Annotated in this window: 20 protein-coding genes; 18 read left to right on the top strand and 2 right to left on the bottom strand. The window is 56.7% G+C overall.

Annotated features, from left to right (window positions below):
* Positions 1-13: 13 nt before the first annotated feature.
* The 5 genes from queA (at position 14) to secF (ending at position 5,555) form a co-directional block, all read left to right on the top strand.
* Positions 14-1,099, top strand: a complete 1,086-nt coding sequence (gene queA / locus ACTZWX_RS03505; RefSeq protein ID WP_444712756.1) for a tRNA preQ1(34) S-adenosylmethionine ribosyltransferase-isomerase QueA — start codon at positions 14-16, stop codon at positions 1,097-1,099.
* 14 nt (positions 1,100-1,113) lie between these two features.
* Positions 1,114-2,235 carry a tRNA guanosine(34) transglycosylase Tgt gene (gene tgt, locus ACTZWX_RS03500; RefSeq protein ID WP_444712848.1) on the top strand — a complete coding sequence of 374 codons (1,122 nt, stop codon included), beginning with the start codon at positions 1,114-1,116 and terminating at the stop codon, positions 2,233-2,235.
* Between the two features lie 43 nt (positions 2,236-2,278).
* On the top strand, positions 2,279-2,641 hold the full coding sequence (gene yajC, locus ACTZWX_RS03495; protein WP_444712755.1) for a preprotein translocase subunit YajC: 363 nt from the start codon (positions 2,279-2,281) through the stop codon (positions 2,639-2,641).
* Positions 2,642-2,734: 93 nt separating this feature from the next.
* Positions 2,735-4,609 carry a protein translocase subunit SecD gene (gene secD / locus ACTZWX_RS03490; protein WP_444712754.1) on the top strand — a complete coding sequence of 625 codons (1,875 nt, stop codon included), beginning with the start codon at positions 2,735-2,737 and terminating at the stop codon, positions 4,607-4,609.
* Positions 4,602-5,555, top strand: coding sequence for a protein translocase subunit SecF (gene secF / locus ACTZWX_RS03485; protein WP_444712753.1), 954 nt, complete (start codon positions 4,602-4,604; stop codon positions 5,553-5,555). Before secD ends, secF begins: the two co-directional genes overlap by 8 nt.
* Positions 5,556-5,646: 91 nt before the next feature.
* On the opposite strand, the gene ACTZWX_RS03480 is transcribed toward secF, so the two are convergent.
* A complete protein-coding gene (locus ACTZWX_RS03480) occupies positions 5,647-6,447 on the bottom strand; it encodes an inositol monophosphatase family protein (protein ID WP_444712752.1) in 801 nt (266 codons plus the stop codon).
* A gap of 192 nt (positions 6,448-6,639) precedes the next feature.
* Here ACTZWX_RS03480 and trmJ point away from each other — a divergent pair, with 192 nt between their 5' ends.
* The 13 genes from trmJ (at position 6,640) to der (ending at position 19,323) form a co-directional block, all read left to right on the top strand.
* Complete coding sequence (gene trmJ / locus ACTZWX_RS03475) at positions 6,640-7,500, top strand: tRNA (cytosine(32)/uridine(32)-2'-O)-methyltransferase TrmJ (protein WP_444712751.1); 861 nt, start codon at positions 6,640-6,642, stop codon at positions 7,498-7,500.
* A complete protein-coding gene (cysE, locus tag ACTZWX_RS03470) occupies positions 7,493-8,272 on the top strand; it encodes a serine O-acetyltransferase (protein WP_444712750.1) in 780 nt (259 codons plus the stop codon). The genes trmJ and cysE overlap by 8 nt, the downstream gene beginning before the upstream one ends.
* Before the next feature lie 78 nt (positions 8,273-8,350).
* Positions 8,351-8,848 carry a Fe-S cluster assembly transcriptional regulator IscR gene (gene iscR / locus ACTZWX_RS03465; protein WP_061332149.1) on the top strand — a complete coding sequence of 166 codons (498 nt, stop codon included), beginning with the start codon at positions 8,351-8,353 and terminating at the stop codon, positions 8,846-8,848.
* Between the two features lie 19 nt (positions 8,849-8,867).
* Positions 8,868-10,016 carry an IscS subfamily cysteine desulfurase gene (locus tag ACTZWX_RS03460; RefSeq protein ID WP_444712749.1) on the top strand — a complete coding sequence of 383 codons (1,149 nt, stop codon included), beginning with the start codon at positions 8,868-8,870 and terminating at the stop codon, positions 10,014-10,016.
* A gap of 66 nt (positions 10,017-10,082) precedes the next feature.
* The gene (ndk, locus tag ACTZWX_RS03455) at positions 10,083-10,511 is read left to right on the top strand and encodes a nucleoside-diphosphate kinase (protein ID WP_058091092.1); all 429 of its coding nucleotides are present in this window, start codon (positions 10,083-10,085) and stop codon (positions 10,509-10,511) included.
* Positions 10,512-10,573: 62 nt separating this feature from the next.
* Entirely contained in the window at positions 10,574-11,683 is a 1,110-nt protein-coding gene (gene rlmN, locus ACTZWX_RS03450; protein ID WP_058091091.1) for a 23S rRNA (adenine(2503)-C(2))-methyltransferase RlmN, read from the top strand.
* 72 nt (positions 11,684-11,755) lie between these two features.
* Positions 11,756-12,526: a type IV pilus biogenesis/stability protein PilW gene (pilW, locus tag ACTZWX_RS03445; RefSeq protein ID WP_444712748.1), complete on the top strand. Its 771-nt coding sequence runs from the start codon at positions 11,756-11,758 to the stop codon at positions 12,524-12,526.
* Entirely contained in the window at positions 12,516-13,499 is a 984-nt protein-coding gene (locus ACTZWX_RS03440; RefSeq protein ID WP_444712747.1) for a RodZ domain-containing protein, read from the top strand. Before pilW ends, ACTZWX_RS03440 begins: the two co-directional genes overlap by 11 nt.
* A 33-nt stretch (positions 13,500-13,532) precedes the next feature.
* On the top strand, positions 13,533-14,651 hold the full coding sequence (ispG, locus tag ACTZWX_RS03435) for a flavodoxin-dependent (E)-4-hydroxy-3-methylbut-2-enyl-diphosphate synthase (RefSeq protein ID WP_061332158.1): 1,119 nt from the start codon (positions 13,533-13,535) through the stop codon (positions 14,649-14,651).
* Between the two features lie 44 nt (positions 14,652-14,695).
* Positions 14,696-15,976 carry a histidine--tRNA ligase gene (hisS, locus tag ACTZWX_RS03430; RefSeq protein ID WP_444712746.1) on the top strand — a complete coding sequence of 427 codons (1,281 nt, stop codon included), beginning with the start codon at positions 14,696-14,698 and terminating at the stop codon, positions 15,974-15,976.
* A 42-nt stretch (positions 15,977-16,018) separates the two neighbouring features.
* Positions 16,019-16,675, top strand: a complete 657-nt coding sequence (locus ACTZWX_RS03425; protein ID WP_444712745.1) for a YfgM family protein — start codon at positions 16,019-16,021, stop codon at positions 16,673-16,675.
* On the top strand, positions 16,675-17,838 hold the full coding sequence (gene bamB, locus ACTZWX_RS03420; RefSeq protein ID WP_444712744.1) for an outer membrane protein assembly factor BamB: 1,164 nt from the start codon (positions 16,675-16,677) through the stop codon (positions 17,836-17,838). The genes ACTZWX_RS03425 and bamB overlap by 1 nt, the downstream gene beginning before the upstream one ends.
* Before the next feature lie 63 nt (positions 17,839-17,901).
* On the top strand, positions 17,902-19,323 hold the full coding sequence (der, locus tag ACTZWX_RS03415; protein ID WP_444712743.1) for a ribosome biogenesis GTPase Der: 1,422 nt from the start codon (positions 17,902-17,904) through the stop codon (positions 19,321-19,323).
* Positions 19,324-19,359: 36 nt separating this feature from the next.
* On the opposite strand, the gene pta is transcribed toward der, so the two are convergent.
* The gene (pta, locus tag ACTZWX_RS03410) at positions 19,360-21,513 is read right to left on the bottom strand and encodes a phosphate acetyltransferase (protein ID WP_444712742.1); all 2,154 of its coding nucleotides are present in this window, start codon (positions 21,511-21,513) and stop codon (positions 19,360-19,362) included.
* Between the last annotated feature and the right edge of the window lie 10 nt (positions 21,514-21,523).

Here is a 21,523-nt window from a genome sequence, read left to right as displayed (position 1 = left end):
GAATAGCCGGCCCATGAACGTCTCCGATTTTCATTTTGATTTGCCGGACGAGCTCATCGCCCGATACCCGCTTAAGCAACGCAGTGCATCCCGCTTGCTGGCACTCGAAGGCCTTACCGGCCAGACCCAACACCTGAACTTCACGGATCTCCCAGGCCTGTTGCAGCCCGGCGATCTACTGGTATTCAACAACACCCGCGTTATTCCGGCCCGGTTGTTCGGTCAGAAAGAAACCGGTGGGCGTGTTGAAATCCTGGTGGAGCGCCTGTTGGGTGAATTTGAATTGCTGGCCCATGCCCGAGCCTCCAAAGCCCTCAAAGAGGGCCAGAAAGTCATTCTGGAAGATGGCTCTGCTTTGCGCATGGTAGAGCGGGACGACGCGCTTTTCCGGTTTGTATGCGAGGGCCGTGAGCCGGTTCTTGATTTGCTCGAGCGCATCGGGCACATGCCGTTGCCCCCTTATATGGAGCGGGATGACGAGCAGTCTGACCGGGAGCGCTACCAAACCGTCTACGCCAAGGAGGCGGGTGCGGTGGCGGCGCCAACGGCCGGGCTGCATTTCGACGACGAAATACTCGAGGTTCTCAAGAGTAAAGGCATTGAGTTTGCCTACGTAACTCTTCATGTAGGTGCGGGAACCTTTCAGCCGGTGCGGGTCGACAAGATCGAAGATCACCTGATGCACAGCGAAGTGGCCCATGTGCCCGAGGAAACGGTGGATGCCGTGGAGCGCACCAGGGCGCGGGGTGGACGGGTAGTGGCGGTTGGCACTACGTCGGTTCGTTCGCTTGAGTCCGCCAGTCGGGGAGGGCGTCTGCATACATTCCGGGGTGAAACCGATATCTTCATCTACCCTGGTTACCGTTTTCAGACGATTGACGCCATGATTACCAATTTCCATTTGCCGGAATCCACATTAATCATGCTGGTCAGTGCTTTTGCCGGCTACCGCAATATTATGTCTGCGTATCAGGAAGCGGTTGAACAGCGGTATCGTTTTTTCAGTTACGGTGACGCCATGTTCCTGACCGCTCAGGAGCCAAGCCGGGGCATGCTGGCCGGGGCGGACCAGAATGAATCCAGTGGAGAATCCTTGTGAGCAATTGCTGTTTTATGTCGTTCGAAAAGCTGGGCGAAGACGGCAGGGCCCGCCGGGGTCGGTTGACTTTCCCCCGTGGAACGGTTGAAACGCCCGCTTTCATGCCAGTCGGTACCTATGGCACTGTTAAAGGAATGTTGCCACGGGATATTGAGGCGATCGGTGCTGAAATTATTCTGGGTAACACGTTTCACCTGATGCTGCGCCCGGGCACTGAGGTGGTCAAGGCGCACGGCGACTTGCATGATTTTACCCAGTGGCAAGGGCCAATACTGACGGATTCCGGCGGCTTTCAGGTGTTCAGCCTGGGCGAGATGCGCAAGATTACCGAGCAGGGCGTGACTTTCCGCTCTCCGGTCGACGGTTCAAAGGTGGAGCTGTCGCCGGAAATAGCCATCCAGGTACAGCGTGACCTCGGCTCTGACATTGTCATGATCTTTGATGAATGTACGCCGTATCCTGCCACCGAGAAGCAGGCAAAGGAGTCCATGGAATTGTCCCTGCGTTGGGCCGAGCGGAGTAAAAAGGCCCATGATGGCAATCCGGCAGCGCTGTTTGGCATTGTCCAGGGTGGTATGTATGAACCGTTGCGGGACCAATCCCTGCAAGTGCTGACCGATATCGGGTTTGACGGCTATGCCATCGGCGGGCTGTCGGTCGGGGAGCCCAAAGAAGACATGATTCGCATTCTGGATCATTTGCCTCCGAGGATGCCGGCAGACAAACCCCGGTATCTTATGGGCGTTGGTCGTCCGGAGGACATCGTTGAAGCCGTGCGCCGGGGCGTCGATATGTTCGACTGCGTGATGCCCACCCGAAATGCCCGAAATGGTTACCTGTTCACGTCCACCGGCATCGTCAAGATTCGTAACGCGAAGAATCGTCACGACACCGGACCGTTGGATGAACGTTGCGACTGTTATACCTGTCAGAATTTCTCAAAGAGCTATCTGCACCATCTGGACAAGTGTGGCGAAATGCTGGGTGCGCAGCTCAACACCATCCACAATCTGCGCTTCTATCAGAACCTGATGAGTGGATTGCGTGGGGCCATTGAAGCAGGTACATTGTCCGACTTTATAAGCGAATTCTATGCCTTACGTGGCGAAACCGTGCCGCCTATGGGCGAATCCTGATCAATTTTTTAACTCAATATTAGTCAATAAACGGAGAATCTGAATGAAATCAATCAAACTGCTCATCGCTGGTCTGCTGTCACTGATGCCTGCACTTGCCATGGCGCAGGATGCCGGTGCCCAGGGTATGAGCGTGATGGGTCAGATCATCTTCTTCGCCGGCTTTATCCTGATTTTCTATTTCCTGATCTGGCGTCCGCAGTCCAAGCGTGCGAAAGAGCATAAAGCGCTGATGTCCGGCCTGAACAAAGGTGACGAAGTGGTGACTTCCGGTGGTGTTGCCGGCCGTATCACCAAGGTGGCGGACGACTTCATTGTGCTGGAAGTAGCCGACAACGTAGAGATCAAGGTCCAGAAAGTGGCGGTGGCCGCTGCACTGCCCAAGGGCACACTGAAAGATATCTGAGCCGGTTGTGCGCAGGGCGGCCTTTGGTCGCCCGTTTTGTGTTGACTTGCTGAAACACCAAGGCCGGCGCCATAGCTGGCTCGAAGGATTCTCATGCTGAACAAGTATCCTCTCTGGAAGAACCTGGTCGTTGTGGTCGCACTGGTCATCGGGTTCATTTACGCGTTACCGAACTTCTTTCCTGATGATTTCGCCATACAGGTAACCGGCGCCCGTGGCAGTACCGAGGTAGACCAGCGCGTGCTGGACCGAGCGCTTGGCGCCCTCGAAAGCCGCGGTATCGACGTCAAGGAAAGTTCTCTTGAAGACCGCAACGCACTGATTCGCCTAAACAGTTCTGACGCACAACTTCGGGCTCGCCCGGTAGTGCAGGCTGCCCTGGGTAACGATTACCTGGTGGCACTGAACATGGCGCCGTCGACGCCCGGATGGCTGCGTAGCCTCGGCGCAGGCCCGATGAAGCTTGGCCTTGACTTGCGTGGTGGTGTTCATTTTCTGCTGGAAGTCGATATGGAGACCGCCGTTAACCAGCGTCTCGAGGCGTTTTCAGGGCAGATTAAAAGAGAGCTTCGGGATGAGCGCATTCGGTACCGGGGTGGAGACGTTGAAGGCAACCGCGAGATTGTTCTCAGTTTCCGGGATTCTGAGTCTCGCAGTGCCGCCTTTGATCTGATTCGCCGGCAGTACAACGAGTTCTTGCTCAATGAAAGCACCAGCGAAGGTGAATTCCTGTTGGCGCTGACCCTGTCCGAAGCTGAAGTGAAGAATATCCAGGAGTACGCCTTGGAACAGAATCTCACCACCATCCGGAATCGTGTCAACGAACTGGGTGTGGCTGAGCCGCTGGTTCAGCGCCAGGGCGCAGATCGTATTATTGTTGAGCTGCCGGGGGTTCAGGATACTGCCCAGGCTAAGCGGGTTCTGGGTGCAACAGCCAACCTGGAATTCCGGATGGAGGCCCGCCAGGATACCCCGGGAGCAGAAACCGAGCAGTTTGCTTTTCGTGACAACCCGCAGCGGACTGCTCGCCTGGAGCGTGATGTAATTGCCACGGGTAATAATGTGGCCAATGCCCAGCAGGCCTTCGATGAGAATGGTCAGCCGCAGGTAAACATCACCATGGATTCGGTTGGTGGTGACCTGATGAATCGTGCCACCCGCAACAACGTGGGTCGCCGAATGGCGGTGCTGTTCATTGAGTTCCGTACCGAAACTGAAGCTCAGGAAGTCGACGGTGAGATTCAGGAAGTTGAAAAGCGGGTCGTGGAAAAGGGCCTGATCAGTCTGGCAACCGTGCAGTCGGCACTGGGTAGCAGCTTCCGTATCACTGGCCTGGATTCAATTCCGGAAGCTGCAGAACTTGCGCTACTGTTGCGGGCAGGTGCACTGGCGGCGCCCATGTACTTTGTGCAGGAGCGCACCATCGGGCCAAGTCTCGGGCAGAAGAACATTGACGCAGGTGTGGCCTCTGTTGCCTTTGGTTTCGCCCTGGTACTGATTTACATGCTGGTTTTCTATCGAGGTTTCGGGGTGGTGGCGAATATTACGCTGACTCTTAACCTGATGTTACTGCTGGCTTGTATGTCTATTCTTTCCGCCACACTTACCTTGCCGGGTATTGCCGGTATCGTACTGACAGTGGGTATGGCAGTTGACGCCAATGTCCTGATTTTCGAGAGGATAAAGGAAGAACTCAAAGCCGGAGTGCCACCACAAAGTGCGATTAATTCTGGTTACAGTCGGGCCTTTGTCTCGATCTTTGATGCCAACATAACCACTCTGTTGGTCGCTGTGATTCTGTTTGCCATGGGTTCCGGGCCGGTCAAGGGGTTCGCGGTAACACTGAGCATCGGCATTCTGACCTCGATGTTCTGTTCTCTGGTGGTCAGTCGCGCCATTGTAAATGTTGTCTACGGCGGCCGTAGGGTCGAGAAATTGTCGATCGGGGGGAAGCTGGCTAATGGCTGATGCACAGAAACAACCATTCGATTTCATGGGGTTGCGGAAGATTGCTTCCGTGCTTTCTATCACGCTTGTGGTGGTTTCCCTTGCTCTGTTGGGTGTTCGCGGCCTGAACTTCGGTATGGATTTCACCGGCGGTACCTCTGTTGAGCTGGAATACGCGGAGGCGCCGGGCCTTGACGACATTCGGGCACAACTGACCGAGGCTGGCTACGAGCAGTTCGTTGTGCAGAATTTCGGTGCTGATACCACCATTCTGATCCGCATGGCGGAAGCCGAGAACGATCAGTTAGCCCGTGAAGTAGCCGATATGTTGGCTGCTTCCGGCGATGAGCTTGAGCTGGTGGGTTCAGAGTTTGTCGGTTCTCAGGTTGGTGATGAGCTCAAAGAGGACAGTGGGCTTGGGCTGCTGATTGCCCTGGCTGTGGTGCTGATCTACGTGGGTATGCGTTTCCAGTTCAAGTTTGGTATCGCCTCGGTGATTCCGCTGGCTCACGACGTCATCATTGTGCTGGGCGTGTTTGCGCTGTTCCAGTGGACATTCGATCTGACCGTTCTTGCGGCGCTGTTGGCGGTGATCGGTTACTCCCTGAATGACACCATCGTTGTTGCAGACCGCATCCGGGAGAATTTCCGGAAAATGCGGGTTGGTGAGCCGTGGGATATTATTAACGAGTCCATTCACCAGACCATCACACGTACCATCAACACGTCTGGCACCACCTTGGTGGTCTTGCTCGCGTTGTATTTATTTGGTGGTGAAGCTATCAACAATTTCGCCCTGGCCCTTATTATTGGCGTAGTTGTGGGTACCTACTCCTCTATCTATGTGTCCGCCAACATGCTGATGGTGATGGGTGTTACCCGTGAGGACCTGATGGTGCCAGCGAAAGAGGGTACCGGAGAGCAAGCCGAAGAAGAGCAGCCCCCCGAGTGGCTTAACCGGATGTGATTTGGTTTGGGAGGCTCAGGCCTCCTGCTTTTGGAGGCACAAAAAACCGCCAGTTCCGAAAGGAAATGGCGGTTTTTTCTTGCCCGGGAGATTATCTGGGCAAGCGACCACGGAACGGGTGCAGTACCTTCAGCACTTCCCGGAACAGCTTGGGGTTGGCCACGACCAGCTGGCGAGCGTTGCCGGCAGACGGGTTGCCGGAGAAGTCGCCAGTCAGGGAACCGGACTCCATGGCCAGGGTAACGCCGAGGTCCAGATCGCTGGCTTCCGGGCGGAAAATCACGGCGGCGTCCAGAAGGCCGGCGGAAACGCGGGCGATATCCAGCACGACACAGCCAGAGGTGCGGAATATGGCGCTTTCGCGAGCGAGAACCGCAGCCATCTCACCCCAGATCATCGGGTCGTCGCCCTTGCGTGCCTGGTCCAGCAAGTTGGTTGCCAGGGCTGCTTTGCCCGGCAGCTTGATGTCGGATGTGCGCACCCGCCGGCTGTTGAGGGCAGCACCATGGCCGCGGCTGGCAGAATACTCTTCGCCCGTGATCGGGTTAACCAGTAACAGGTTTTCGGTCCGGTTGTTTTTCTTCTGGCTCAGTGCCAGAGCAAACTCCGGAATGCCGCGAACAAAATTTTCACGACCAAGCACCGGGAAAATGTGCCAGCTGCGTTCGCTGCCAGCGGCGTCGGCTTCACCCATCGGTGCGATGGTGTGGTCCCGATACGCCTTTTCCAGTTGCTCGGTGAAATTGTCATAAATGGATTTCTCAACCCGTTCGAGCTGGCGGTAGCGCTCGGCTTCGTCCTTGCCGTTGGCTTCCTGTCGCTCGAAATGTGCTTTCAGGTAATCTGATCCCTGGCGGGCAACGCGCAGGGCCATTTTAATTGCTGGTTGCATCTGAGTGTTCGTTATCCGGGTGTGTGAAGGCCGGCTATGATAGCAAAAACAACCCGCGCTTGTACGTTTTTTGGCTCAGCAAATGCACGGATACCACGGAGTTTCGGCAACTCCGGAGAGCAGTGCGGCCCGGGTTTCTGCTATCATTCCCATCCTCTATTTACTGATCGTTAATTCATAGGCCCGAAGACCATGCACAAGCCCGCATTGCCACAGGAAGGTTCTGACACGTTTAATGATCAGGTCAGAATTGTTCTGGTTGAAACTTCCCATTCCGGCAACATTGGCGCGGTAGCGAGAGCGATGAAAAACATGGGGCTGGGGAACTTGTGGTTGGTTAACCCGGCGTCGTTCCCGGACGAAGCCTCGTACGCTCGTTCTGCCGGTGCCTCAGACGTTCTGGACAGGGCTCAGGTTGTTGGTACGCTTGATGAAGCGTTGGCGGATTGTGTTCTGGTAATGGGTACCAGTGCCAGGGGGCGAAAGGTGCCCTGGCCGGTCATTGCTCCGCCCCAGGCTGCGGCCACGGCGGGGGTATACAGTCAGCGGGGCCGTGTGGCGCTGGTGTTTGGGCGCGAAAACCACGGCTTGTCCAATGAAGAGCTGCAGCGTTGCCATTACCACATTCATATTCCGTCGAATCCGGACTACAGTTCACTGAATCTGGCGATGGCGGTGCAGGTGGTTTGTTATGAATTGCGGATGCATTACCTGCAGAGCCTTGAAGAAGGTGAGGCAAGTCCCAATCTTGAGGCCATGGTTGGTCCGGGTGACCGTGGTTGGGATGTGCCGCCGGCAGAGGTTCAGGAAGTGGAAGGGTTCTTCGGGCATCTGGAGCAGGTGTTGGTGGATGTGGACTTCCATCGTCGAAACAACCCCAGGCAACTGATGACCCGCCTGCGACGTCTATTCCAGCGCGCGCGGCTTGACCAGATGGAAATCAATATCCTTCGGGGCATTCTGACATCCGTACAAAAGGCTGCCGGAACCTTGCCGGGGAACGACAAGCAGAAAACCACTGCGGATGAGGGGCAGGACAAAGGCCATGTTTGAACGTCTAAGGGAAGATGTAAAAAGCGTATTTCATCGGGATCCGGCGGCACGGAACACGTTTGAGGTGCTCACCAACTACCCGGGCCTCCATGCATTGCTGTTTCACCGGTTTTCCCATTGGCTATGGAATCTCGGGCTGAAGTGGCTGGCAAGGACCGTCTCCTCGCTGGCGAGGTGGTTTACCGGCATTGAGATTCATCCGGGTGCGACGATTGGCCGCCGGTTCTTTATCGACCACGGCATGGGTGTGGTAATTGGCGAAACCACGATTATTGGTGATGACGTCACTCTCTATCAGGGAGTAACCCTGGGTGGGACCAGCTGGAATAAGGGCAAGCGCCACCCCACCATTGGTGATGGCGTGGTTGTCGGGGCTGGTGCGAAGATTCTTGGGCCGTTCGAAGTAGGACCCGGTGCAAAGATTGGTTCTAATTCCGTGGTCACCAAGGCGGTGCCAGCGGGCGCTACCGTAGTGGGCATTCCTGGCCGCGTGATTGTGACACGCCATTCCGACGATGACGTGCGGCGCAAGGAAATGGAGGAGCGCATGGGTTTTGATGCCTATGGTGTGACCGAAGAGATGCCAGACCCGGTTGCCCGGGCCATGCGTTCGCTTCTTGACCACATGCATGCGGTGGATGATCGCATTGAAACCATGTGCAAAGCACTTCGCAAGGTAAACAGTGAATACCAGAACGGAGAGTTGCCACCTTTGCATGAAGAGGATTTTGACTGCGTGCGCGACGAGGTGGACAACGAGGGTAGGGGTTGAATACTTGACTGTTTTGGTAGGTCAATTCATACTCAGTCCTGCGAATCGAGATTCAATCCCGTCACTGGGGCTGAGAGTATGAAGCTGACCACCAAAGGCCGCTACGCTGTTACGGCGATGCTTGACCTGGCTCTGCACGGAAGCCAGGGGCCGGTAAGTCTTGCAGACATTTCAGCCCGGCAGGAAATTTCCCTCTCGTATCTGGAGCAACTGTTCTCTCGCTTGCGTCGCCAGCACCTGGTAGTGAGTGTGCGAGGCCCGGGTGGTGGCTACCGTTTGAGCCGTCCCGCCGACGATGTGTTCGTTGCCGAAGTAGTGGATGCGGTCAGTGAATCACTCGATACCACCCGCTGCGGTAATAAGGGCGATTGCCAGAATGGCGAGAAGTGCCTTACCCACCATTTATGGTCTGATTTGAGTGATCAGATTCATCAGTTCCTGAGTGAAATCAGTCTGGGGGATCTGATGCGGAAGCGCGAGATTCGTCAGGTGGCGGATCGCCAGAACCGGAAGCACTCGGATGATGACTCTGACGCGATTAATACCCAACGCCTGACCGACCAGGCCACTGCCTGATAAACAGCATCCTGTGATTATGAAAAAGCCCGTATACCTGGACTACGCGGCCACGACGCCCGTTGATCCGTCTGTTGCCTCAGACATGATGAACTACCTGACCCTTGACGGAGTGTTTGGTAATCCTGCTTCTCGTTCCCATGGCTACGGGTGGCAAGCGGAAGCGGCCGTTGAAAACGCTCGACGCCAGGTCGCTGACCTGATTCACGCCGACCCAAGGGAGATTGTCTGGACCTCCGGCGCTACCGAGTCCGACAACCTGGCCATCAAGGGTGCGGTTGCCGGCCACGAGTCGCCTCACATTGTAACCTCGGTGATCGAGCATAAGGCGGTTGTGGATACCTGCAAATGGCTCGAGCAAAACGGTGTTGACGTTACCTGGCTGCACCCCGAGTCTGACGGTCGGATTGACCCCCAGGCGGTGGTAGCCGCTCTGCGTGATAACACCGTGCTGGTCAGCCTGATGATGGTGAACAATGAGCTGGGGTGTGTGACCGATATTGCCGCCATCGGTGAGCAGCTTCGCCCGCGCGGCATCCTGCTGCATGTTGATGCCGCCCAGGCTGCGGGTAAGATCCCGATGGTCGTGGGGCAGCTGAACGTTGATCTTCTGTCGTTGTCAGCGCACAAGGTCTATGGCCCCAAGGGCGTGGGTGCGCTTTATGTGCGCCGTTCTCCCGATGTGCGTATCCAGGCTCAGATGCATGGCGGTGGCCATGAGCGGGGGATGCGCTCTGGTACCCTGCCTACCCATCAGATTGTTGGTATGGGGCGAGCGTTCGAGCTGGCTGGCGCCGGGCTTGATGATGAAATGCTCCGTCTGGAATCGCTTCGTGAGCGATTTCTTGCCGGGTTGGAAGGGCTTGAGGGGGTTCACTTTAACGGCAGCCGGGAACATCGGGTGCCAGGCATTGTCAATCTGTCGTTCGAGGGCGTTGAGGCTGAATCATTAATGCTCGGGCTGCGGAACCTGGCCGTGTCCTCTGGTTCTGCCTGTGCTTCAGCGACCGTTGAGCCTTCGTTTGTGCTGCGGGGCATAGGTTTGAGTGATGAATTGGCCCACCGTGCCCTTCGGTTTTCGTTTGGCCGGTTCAGCACCGAACAGGAAGTTGATTTTGCCTGTTCGCAAATTATTGATGTTGTTACCCGACTTCGAGCCGTGCGGTAGGCAGTTGCACCCGGACTGCGTATAATCGCACCCCTGAATTTTCATGAACCTGAGTGGAGAAATACCATGGCAAACGAGCGCACGCTCTCTATTATCAAGCCTGATGCGGTCGCCAAGAACGTTATCGGCGAAATCTACAGCCGTTTCGAGAAAGCTGACCTGAAAATTGTCGCTGCCAAGATGATGCACCTGACCCAGGAACAGGCAGAAGGCTTTTACGCCGAGCACAAAGAGCGCCCGTTCTTCAACGATCTGGTTGCTTTCATGACTTCCGGCCCGGTGGTGGTTCAGGTACTTGAAGGCGAAGGCGCCATTCTCAAGAACCGCGATCTGATGGGTGCTACCAACCCGAAAGAAGCCGCAGCCGGCACTATCCGTGCTGACTTTGCATCATCCATTGATGCCAATGCCGTTCACGGTTCTGACTCCGCAGCTTCCGCTGAGCGTGAAGTGGCGTATTTTTTCAATGACAACGAAATCTGCCCGCGCGGCTGATTTTGTTGATTCGGGGGTGGTGAACGCCACCCCTGGATTGGTTATCTGATCGAGGTTATTGCATGACTGGCACTGCCGAAAAAATCAATCTCCTGGGGATGCCCAAAGCCAAGCTTGAGGCTTTCTTCGAAACCCTGGGCGAAAAGCGCTTCCGGGCGCAGCAGGTGCTGCAGTGGATCCATCAGCGAGGCGTTGATGACTTCGATCAAATGACCAATATGAGCCGCGTACTGCGTGAACGGCTCAAGGAAATCGCCGAAGTTCGTGGTCCGGAGGTGGTTTATGACGAAACCTCCAAAGATGGCACCCGAAAGTGGGTGATGCGCATGGACAACGGCAACAGTGTTGAAACGGTGCTGATTCCGGACGGCGAGAGGGGCACCCTGTGCGTGTCTTCGCAGATTGGCTGTAGCCTTGACTGCACGTTCTGTTCCACCGGCAAGCGCGGCTTCAATCGTAACCTGACTGCCGCTGAGATTATCGGTCAGGTCTGGGTTGCCCGAAGAGCCTTCATGCCGTTTGATCCCAATGATCGCCCGATCACCAACGTGGTCATGATGGGCATGGGAGAGCCGCTGCTTAACTTCGACAACGTCGTCGATGCCATGAACCTGATGATGGAAGATCTGGCCTATGGTATCTCCAAACGGCGGGTGACCCTGAGCACGTCTGGCGTGGTGCCTGCCCTGGACCGGTTGGGTGAGGTTACCGATGTTTCACTGGCCATCTCGCTCCACGCACCCAATGATGAGCTGCGCAACACGCTGGTTCCATTGAATAAAAAGTATCCCATAGCGGAACTACTGGCGGCGACACGGCGTTATCTCGCCCGGTTGCCGGATAAACGTAAGGCCACCATTGAATATACGGTTATTGAAGGGGTTAATGATAAACCGGAACATGCGCGGGAGCTGGTGGCCCTGTTGAAAGGTCTGCCTTGCAAGATTAACCTGATCCCGTTCAACCCGTTCCCGGAAAGCGATTTCAAGCGGCCCAGCATGAACGCAACGCGACGATTCCAGACGGTACTCAACGAGGGCGGATACGTAACCACCATTCGTACCACCCGTGGTGACGATATCGACGCTGCCTGTGGGCAATTGGTCGGGCGGGTGGAGGACCGAACTCGCAGGAGCCAGAGATATATTGCAGTACAGCAGGTAAACCCCTGATTTAACAACGCGGAAGCGACTAAGGTAAGGTGTTTCGTGAAAGGAAAAGCACAAGGCTCGCATCTGTTTACAATGGCTGTTCTTTTGTTCGGTCTTGTTCTCTCTGGTTGTGTAACCACAACCGACAGTCGCTTTTCCCGGGAAGCGGACCGCGACAAAGCGGTCAGTAACTACGTACAGCTGGCCACGGCCTACATCGGTCAGGGCAATCTTGATCGTGCTCGCCACCACCTTGAACGTGCCCTGGAACTCTCCCCGAATAGTTCTGAAGCCCTGGCTGCCATGGGTTTGGTCTATAACGCTGAGGGTGAGCCGGAACTGGCCGAGCGTAACTTCAAACGCGCCATCAGTCAGGATTCCAGTTACTCCCGGGCGCGGGTTTACTACGGCGCTTTTCTATATAGTAACGGACGGTTTTCCGAAGCTCGGGATCAGTTCAGTGTTGCTTCACGCGACACCGGTTACCGGGAGCGCGGAGCGGTATTCTATAATCTGGGCATGACTGAGGAGCGGCTTGGTAACCTGGATGCTGCCGTGGGAGCCTACCGACGTGCGGTGGAACTGACTCGCGGTGAAGCAAGAACCTTGCTTTCTCTGTCCAGGGTGTTGGTTGAACAGGAGGATTTTACCGAGGCTTCCCGTTATTACAGCCGCCTCCAGACCATGATCCAGCGCAATACCCGCTTGTCACACTCGGCGGAAAGCCTGTACACGGGTATTCGGATAGCGCGGCATTTTAATGATCGTGATCAGGAAGTGAGCCTGGCGATGTTGCTCCGAAATGATTACTCAGATTCTTTGGAATACCAACAATACAGGGTGTTGATTGCCAATGACCGGTGACGTGGAGCCAGATCAGGTGACGGCGGAGCCTGTCGGGGAGCAGCTTCGGCAAGGTCGTGAACGTCTCGGATTGAGCGTCTCAGCCATTGCTGATGAACAGCATCTCCGGCCGTCTGTGATTCAGGCTATAGAAAACGGCGATTACAGCAAAATAGACAGTGAGCTTTTCCTCAAAGGGTATGTGCGTGCCTATGCCCGCCAGGTGGGGCTCAACGCAGACGCGGTTATTGCCGACCTGAATCGGGAGCTGGAGCCGGCGCGCCAGCAAAAGGAACTGGAACACCAGGCAAGCCCCCTGGTTTCCATTGAACGCAAGAAGCGCCGCAAGCGTCAGGTTGCAAAACTGCTCTTGGCGCTGTTGGTTGTCGCGTTGGTGGCCTACTTGATCGCAGGATATCTTGCGGAGCAGGGAACGGACGGTGAGGCGGCTCCAGAGGCGGAAACCCCGGCCGGGACAGTGACGCCGGATCGGGGCCAAATGAGTGATGGTCAGGACGTGCAGCCGGTTACCGAGCCGAATGACGAGTTCAGCGCTGCAGAACAGCCGTTACCTGAAGAAGGCTCGTCGGTTCCGGAAATTGAACGTGTACCCCCGGCAGAGCCGCTGGAGCCTGAACCCACCGGTGCGGAGCTGGAAGAGCTTCCGCCTGACCGGGTGCCCGCTGTCACCCAGTCTACAGAGCCTGCTTTGCAGGAAGAACGGCTCCTTGCTCCCGCCGCGACAACCGAGGCCAGGCTGCAGATTGCCTTTTCAGGAGATTGCTGGGTACAAGTGACAGACGCCGGCGGTAGCCGGTTGGTCAGCGGCTTGCGACGTAGCGGAGAGCAACTGGATGTGACCGGAGCTGCACCGTTGACTGTGGTTATTGGTGCTGTGAGCGCCGTTGAGTCCATTCGATTCCAGGGTGAAACCCTGAATATTGGTGATTTTCGCGTAGTGAACAACCGATCGGAGTTCACGCTCGAACTTTGATCCGAACGCCCGAATAACTGTTGGTTCCAGCAAATGAAACACGAATCCCCGATCAAAAGACGTAAATCCCGCCAGATCATGGTGGGCAATGTGCCGGTTGGCGGCGATGCACCGATTGCGGTTCAGAGCATGACCAACACAAACACCTGTGATGTAGAGGCGACTGTTGGCCAGATTGCAGCGTTGCAGGAGGCCGGCGCCGATATCGTCCGTGTTTCAGTACCCTCCATGGAGGCCGCTGAAGCGTTCGGACAGATTCGCAAGCGCGTATCTCTGCCGCTCGTTGCTGATATTCACTTCGATTACAAAATTGCCCTGCGAGTGGCCGAGCTTGGTGTTGACTGTTTGCGCATCAACCCCGGTAACATTGGCCGGGACGATCGCGTCAATGCGGTCATCAGTGCCGCTCGGGACGGCAATATCCCGATCCGTATTGGCGTGAATGCCGGGTCTCTTGAAAAGAGCCTGCAGCGCAAATACGGTGAACCCACTGCAGAGGCCCTGGTAGAGTCTGCCATGCGGCACATCGATATTCTGGATAAACACGATTTCCAGGATTTCAAGGTTAGCCTGAAGGCGTCAGAGGTATTTATGACCGTTGATGCCTACCGGAAGATTGCCTCCCAGATTGTACAGCCGCTGCATCTTGGCATTACCGAGGCCGGAGGCTTTCGTTCGGGCACAGTGAAATCCTCTATCGGCCTCGGCATGTTGCTGATGGACGGTATTGGCGACACCATTCGGGTATCACTGGCCGCCGACCCCGTGCAGGAAATCAAGGTTGGCTTCGATATTCTCAAGAGCCTGCGTTTGCGCAGCCGTGGTATCAACTTCATCGCTTGCCCCAGTTGTTCCAGACAGAACTTCGATGTAATCCAGACCATGAATGATCTGGAGGCTCGCCTGGAAGACGTCAATACCTCCCTGGACGTTGCCATTATTGGCTGCATAGTGAACGGTCCCGGAGAAGCCAAGGTGGCGGACCTCGGGTTGACGGGCGGTACGCCGAAAAACCTTCTGTATTTGGACGGAAAGCCAAATCAGAAGTTGGACAATGCGACGTTGACGGACGACCTGGAGCGAATCATCCGGGAAAAAGTTGCAGAGCGGCAGCAGCAGGAAGAATCCGTGATTGCCCGGTCTGCGGACTGAGCCGTCCAATTCGACATCATTCATTAAAGTATCAGGGTTTTAACTTGGCTAAGATTCAGGCAATCCGCGGAATGAACGATATTCTGCCGGAGCAGACCCCCGTCTGGCAGTATGTAGAGTCAACGGTACGTCAGGTACTTGGGCAATACGGATACCAGGAAATCCGCATGCCGGTGGTTGAACAGACCGAGCTGTTCAAGCGCTCGATTGGTGAAGTAACTGACATCGTCGAAAAAGAAATGTACACCTTTGACGACAGGAATGGCGACAGCCTGACCCTTCGCCCGGAGGGTACAGCCGGTTGCGTCAGGGCAGCTGAAGAGCATGGCCTGCTGTTCAACCAGACCCGCCGGCTTTGGTATACCGGCCCGATGTTCCGCCACGAACGCCCCCAGAAAGGCCGTTACCGCCAGTTCCACCAGATTGGCGTGGAATGTTTTGGCATGGATGGTCCGGATATAGACGCCGAGTTGCTGATACTCACGGCGCGGCTGTGGCAGGCCCTTGGTCTTGCCGGGCATACGCGCCTTGAGATTAACTCCATTGGCACCAGTGAAGCCCGGAAAGTCTACCGCCAGGCTCTGGTTGATTATCTGGACCAGTACCGGGATCAGCTGGATGACGACAGTAAGCGCCGGTTGACCACGAATCCCTTACGAATTCTGGACAGCAAGGATCCCGGAACCCGGAAAATCCTGGAAGGGGCGCCAAGCCTGGACGATTACCTTGATGACGAATCCAGGGCCCACTTTGAGCAATTGAAGGGGCTGTTGGACGCCGCCGATGTGAAATACAGCGTAAACCCGTCCCTCGTTCGGGGTCTGGATTACTATGGCAAAACGGTTTTCGAATGGATTACCGACAGCCTCGGCGCACAAGGCACCGTGTGTGCTGGTGGCCGTTACGATGGTCTGGTAGAGCAGTTGGGTGGCAAACCAACCAAGGCGGTGGGCTTTGCTATGGGGCTGGAGCGACTGATCCTGTTGCTGGAAACCCTGGAATTGGTGCCTGATTACGTTAACAACCATGCCGACGTATACGTAACCGCCATGGGCGACAAGGTTATTGCCCCGGCAATGGTGATTGCCGAAGAACTTCGCAGCGCGTTGCCCGGTAGTGTGGTTGTCACTCACTGTGGCGGCGGCAGCTTCAAGAGCCAGATGAAGAGGGCGGACCGCAGCGGCGCCCGCTACGCGGTCATCCTGGGCGAGAATGAGCTGGCCAGTGGCAATGTTGGCCTGAAGCCCTTGCGCGACGATGAGCCGCAGCAGGACATTGCCCGCAGTGAACTGGCCCAGGCGCTTGCCAGCCGGCTTGCACAATGAATTTCACAAGAACAGCAACATTATTGATGAACAGGAGTTTACATGGCTGAGTTGCGCACCGAAGAGGAACAGATCCAGGCGATCAAGGACTGGTGGAAGAAGAACGGCAGTTCTCTGCTGATTGGTATCGGTGCTGCGCTGGCCATCGTATTCGGCTGGCAGGCCTGGCAGAACCACCAGGCTCAGCAGCGTGCGGAAGCGGCTAACCAGTTTGCCACTCTGCTCAATGCCTTTGCCGATGAATCCGACGAGAATGCCAGCGAAACCGTTGCATTTGTTGCCGAGACCCTTCGCAACGACTATGGCAAGAGCGCCTACGCCATCTATGGCAACCTGGTACTCGCTCGCCAACAGATGATGGTGGACGGTAACGCCGAGGCCGCCATTGACTCACTGAACTGGGCCCTGGACAAGGCAGCGGATTACCCGGCCCTGAGCCTGGTTGTGCGTAACCGACTGGCCCGCGCACAGTTTGCTGCCGAGCGGTACGATGACGCCCTGGCAACCCTGGATCGTGCGCCTAATGCCGACGCCTTCGCTGGCGTGTTCTCAGAATTGCGTGGGGACATCCTGCTCGCACAAGGTGATACCGACGGCGCTCGTGATGCCTACATCACAGCACGGGAGCAAAACCAACAAGGCCGCAGCGGTATTCTGGAACTTAAGCTCTCTGACCTTGGTGTTGGGGAGGGGGCCTGATGCGGGTAACTCGCAACAGGTTCGTTCGTTTTTCTCTGGCATCCCTGATGGTGCTGCTCGTGGGCTGCAGCACCAAGGACACCTTTGAACAGCCGGTGCCGGTTCCTGAAATTGATGCCACTGTTGAGTTCAAACTTATCTGGACCATGTCAGTCGGTAAGGGACATGATGACCAGTTTTTGCACCTGGCACCGTTGTATGCCGGCGACGTGATCTATGCAGCCTCTGCCGATGGCCTGCTGGCGGCGGTGGAGCCCGGGAATGGCAAGGCGCTCTGGCAGCGGCGGTCGAAAGATCGGATATTTGCTGGCTTTGGTGGCGACGGTAAGCAGTTGTATTACATCACCCGCGACGCCGAACTGGTCGCCCTGTCCCGGGAAACCAGCGAGGAGTTATGGCGGGCCTCATTACCAACCGAAGGTCTGGCTGCGCCGCAGTCCAACGGCTCCCTGGTGGTTGCGCAAACCACTGATGGCCGCGTTATCGGTTTCGATGCTGCTAATGGCGAACGCCTCTGGCAATACGACGGCCAGGTACCGGTGCTGTCCATGCGCACGGCGGCGGCCCCTTTGGTGGGCGGCGATATTGTGATTGCTTCTTTCGCCAACGGCCGTGTTATAGCGCTCACCGCGGATGCTGGCCAGCCAGTCTGGCAATACGAAGTCGGGCAACCACAGGGCCGCACAGAACTGGAGCGGCTGGTGGATATCGGTGGCCAGCCGCTGGTCCTGGAATCGGCCATTATGGTGGCGGGGTACCAGGGCAAGCTGGCGTTGGTCGATATTCGCTCCGGGCAGGAAATCTGGAGCCGCCGTGCTTCAAGTTTCTACTCGCCAAGTATTGGTGGTGGCAGCATCTTCCTGGCGGCGGCGAACGGTGACATTATTGCTTACCGGGGCAGCGACCGCCGCGAACTCTGGGTTCAGGACCGGTTGTCCTGGCGCCAGGTCACCCGGCCGGTGGCCAGCGGTGACTACGTGGTTACCGGGGATTACGAGGGCTACCTGCACGCACTCTCCCGGGAGGATGGCGCCTTGCAGGGCCAGCTGAAGTTCGACAGTGACGGTATCCGCGTACCGGTTCAGGTGATTGAAGATGGTAACCTGCTGGTTTACGGCAACGGTGGGCGAATGGCGGTTTACAGCCTGAAACCAAAAAAGTAACACCGTTCACATGATCAGCCCGGCATGAGCCGGGCTTTTGACCTTTCTATATAGCAGAACATTATGACCCCAGTTATTGCCCTGGTAGGACGCCCGAACGTGGGTAAGTCCACTCTTTTCAATCAGATGACCCGTTCCCGCGACGCGCTGGTGGCGGATTTTCCGGGTTTGACCCGTGACCGTAAATACGGAGAGGGTCAATACGAGGGGCAGAAGTTTATTGTCATCGATACCGGTGGTTTGACCGGTGACGAGGTGGGGCTGGACGCAGAGATGGCCCGCCAGTCCATGCAGGCCGTTGAGGAAGCGGATATCGTCCTGTTTCTGGTCGACGGCAGGGCAGGGCTGACAGCCGGTGATGAGATGATTGCAGATCATCTGCGCCGTTCCGGCAAGCAGGCGCACCTGGTGGTGAACAAGACCGATGGCCAGGACCCGGATGTCGCCGCCGCCGATTTCTACTCCCTGGGTTTTGAGTCCACCTTCCAGATTGCGGCCGCCCATAACCGGGGTATCCGCTCGCTACTGGAAGTTCTGCTGCCTGAGCCGGTGGACGTTGAAGAGCAGGACCGGGCTGATCGGTACCCGGGTATCCGAATTGGAGTGGTCGGTCGCCCGAACGTAGGCAAATCGACTCTGGTCAACCGGATGCTGGGTGAGGAACGAGTGGTTGTCTACGATATGCCCGGCACCACACGGGACAGCGTGTATATACCCTATGAGCGGCACGGCCATCAGTACACCCTCATTGATACAGCCGGTGTGCGGCGCCGGAAGAATGTGAAAGAAGTGGTGGAGAAGTTCTCCATCATCAAAACCCTTCAGGCCATAGACGACGCCCATGTGGTTATTATGGTGATTGATGCCCGGGAAGGGCTCGTTGACCAGGATATGCACCTGATCGGCTTTGTTCTGGATGCGGGCCGCTCCCTGGTGATTGCCATCAACAAATGGGATGGCATGGATCCGGAAGACCGCGAAAAGGTAAAAGAGCAGGTGGGGCGCCGCCTGGACTTCCTGGACTACGCCGACAAGTATTATATCTCGGCTTTGCATGGTACCGGTGTTGGCACCATGTACGAGTCTGTGCAGGCCTGTTATGAGTCCGCAATGGCCAAGTGGCCAACCAATCGCTTGACCGCCATCCTGCAGGATGCCGTGGCCCAGCATCAGCCCCCCATGGTTCATGGTCGTCGTATCAAGCTGCGCTACGCACACCAGGGTGGTTCCAACCCGCCGGTGGTGGTGGTGCATGGCAATCAGGTTGATTCGTTGCCCGGTGCTTATAAACGGTACCTGGAGAATACCTTCCGCAAGGTGCTGAAGGTGGTGGGCTCGCCCATTCGGTTTGAGTTCCGGTCTGGGGAAAACCCCTTCGCCACCAAGGTGGACCGCCTGACGCCGCGCCAGAAAGTGAAAAAAGACAACGACATCAAGAAGGGGCGCCGTGTGCGCAAAACCCGGCAGAAGAGCGTCAAGCGCTGATCTGACGGGCGGTGCCCCTTCTGTAACGGGTTGGCGTTACGCCAACCCGGCACTCTCTACCTGGCGGGCCTGAACCGCCGTCAGGGCAATTGTGAAAACAATATCCTCCACCAGCGCCCCACGCGACAGATCGTTTACGGGTTTTCTCAGGCCTTGCAGCATCGGGCCAACACTGACCACATTGGCACTTCTCTGAACCGCCTTGTAGGTGGTATTGCCGGTGTTGAGATCCGGGAACACAAATACCGTTGCCTTACCGGCAACCTTGCTGTCGGGTGCCTTGGCCTTGCCGACACTTTCGATGGCTGCGGCATCGTACTGCAGCGGGCCGTCTATCAACAGGTCAGGGCGGCGTTCCCTGGCAATACGAGTGGCTTCCCTGACTTTATCTACATCTGCGCCGGTGCCGGATTCCCCGGTGCTGTAGCTGATCATGGCAACCACCGGCTCGATGCCGAAGGCCTCGGCGGACTGGGCACTCTGGATGGCAATATCTGCCAGTTCCTCAGCGTTCGGGTCCGGGTTGATGGCGCAGTCACCATAAACCAGTACCTGCTGGGGCAGGAGCATGAAGAATACCGATGACACCACTTTGGCGTGATCGTGGGTTTTGATCAGCTGCAGAGCCGGTCGAACGATATTGGCGGTGGTGTGAATGGCCCCTGACACCAGACCGTCGGCTTCATCCATGGCAACCATCATGGTGCCCAGTACCACGTTGTCCTCGAGCATGGCTTCGGCCATGTCTTCAGTTAGCCCTTTGTGTTTTCGCAATTCCACCATGGGCGCGATATAGCGATTCCGGACTGACTGAGGATCAAGAATCTCAAGGTCTTCGGGCAGTTCAACGTCCTGGGAGCTGGCAACCGATTGTATTTCTCGCGGATCACCGATCAGAACGCAGCGGGCAAGTTTACGCTGGTGGCAAATGATGGCGGCCTGAACGGTTCTGGGTTCCGCACCTTCAGGCAGCACGATGCGTTTGTTGGCTGCCCGGGACCGTTCGGACAGTTGATAACGAAACGCTGGTGGCGACAGGCGCCCCTGGCGCTGAACCTTCAAATGTTCCTGCAGCCAGTCGGTATCGATTCGCGTAGCCACAGACTCCATGGCCTGTTCAATCCGATCGGGGTCATCGATGGGAATGGTGGCCGACAGGTTGGCAAGCATGTGAGCGGTTTCATAGGTATTGGTTGAAGAACTGAGCACCGGCAGCCCCGTTTCGAGTGCTCGCCGACACAGGTCAATTACCCTGTCATCGGGCATCAGGCCACCGGTGAGCATCAACCCAGCGAGCGGCACACCGTTGAGTGCCGCCACGGCTGTGGTCACGATGATGTCTTCCCGGTCACCCGGGGTGACCAGCAGGGTACCTGGCTTGAGGATGTCGGTCATGTTCCGGATGGTGCGGGCACACACCGACACGCGCTGTACCCGCCGGGAGTGCATCTGGCCGCCATGGAGTACCGGTACTGCGAGCTCGCGGGCCACGTCGGAAACACGGGGTGCCAGCAAGTGCGGTTGCCAGGGGATTTCACCCAACAGGCGAAAGCGCCCGGTGTTGAATACCGAACAGGCTGTCTGATAATCGATGTCCTGGTGCTCGTGATCGGGGTGCTGGTCAAGGGCGATGCCCGTTTTTTCCGGGGCACCAACCTTGTTCAGGATAACGCCGATCACGTCAGGGTCCGACGGGGCGGTAAAAATCCGGGCGGAGAAATCCAGTTCCTCGTCCAGTTCGGAAGCCGTGCAGGTTCTCGGGGTGCTGACTAGAATGACCTCGGAATTCAGGTTCCGGGCCACTTCTACATTCAGCCGGGCAATGTAGGCCTCGCTTCGGTCTGGCACAAGGCCCTCGATAATGACAACGTCGAAGTCTTTGGCGACCTTCTGGTACTCCCCGACAATGGTTTCCAGCAGCAAATCCGCCTTGCCGTGGTTCAATAACTGCTGGGCTTGCTTGAGGGGTAGGGGGGCGGGTGTCTGCACGTGGCTGCGGGAGCGGACGAACTCTACCGAGGAGTCCTTGCCTTCGTTGTGCCGGGCCTCACCACGATGCACCGATTGACTGAAAGGCTTATAAAAACCGACGCTTACTCCTTCCCGTTCCAGAGCCCTCAGCAAGCCCAGGCATACGGAAGTGAGGCCCGAATCAAGGGATGTCGGGGCAATAAACAGACTCTTAGCCATAATGGTTCCT

Origin of the sequence: Marinobacter sp. NSM, assembly GCF_052380025.1 — a bacterium.
In the GTDB taxonomy this organism is placed as follows: Bacteria; Pseudomonadota; Gammaproteobacteria; order Pseudomonadales; family Oleiphilaceae; genus Marinobacter.
The sequence above is the reverse complement of the archived record's forward strand: the minus strand, read 5'-3'. Positions and strand labels throughout refer to the sequence as shown.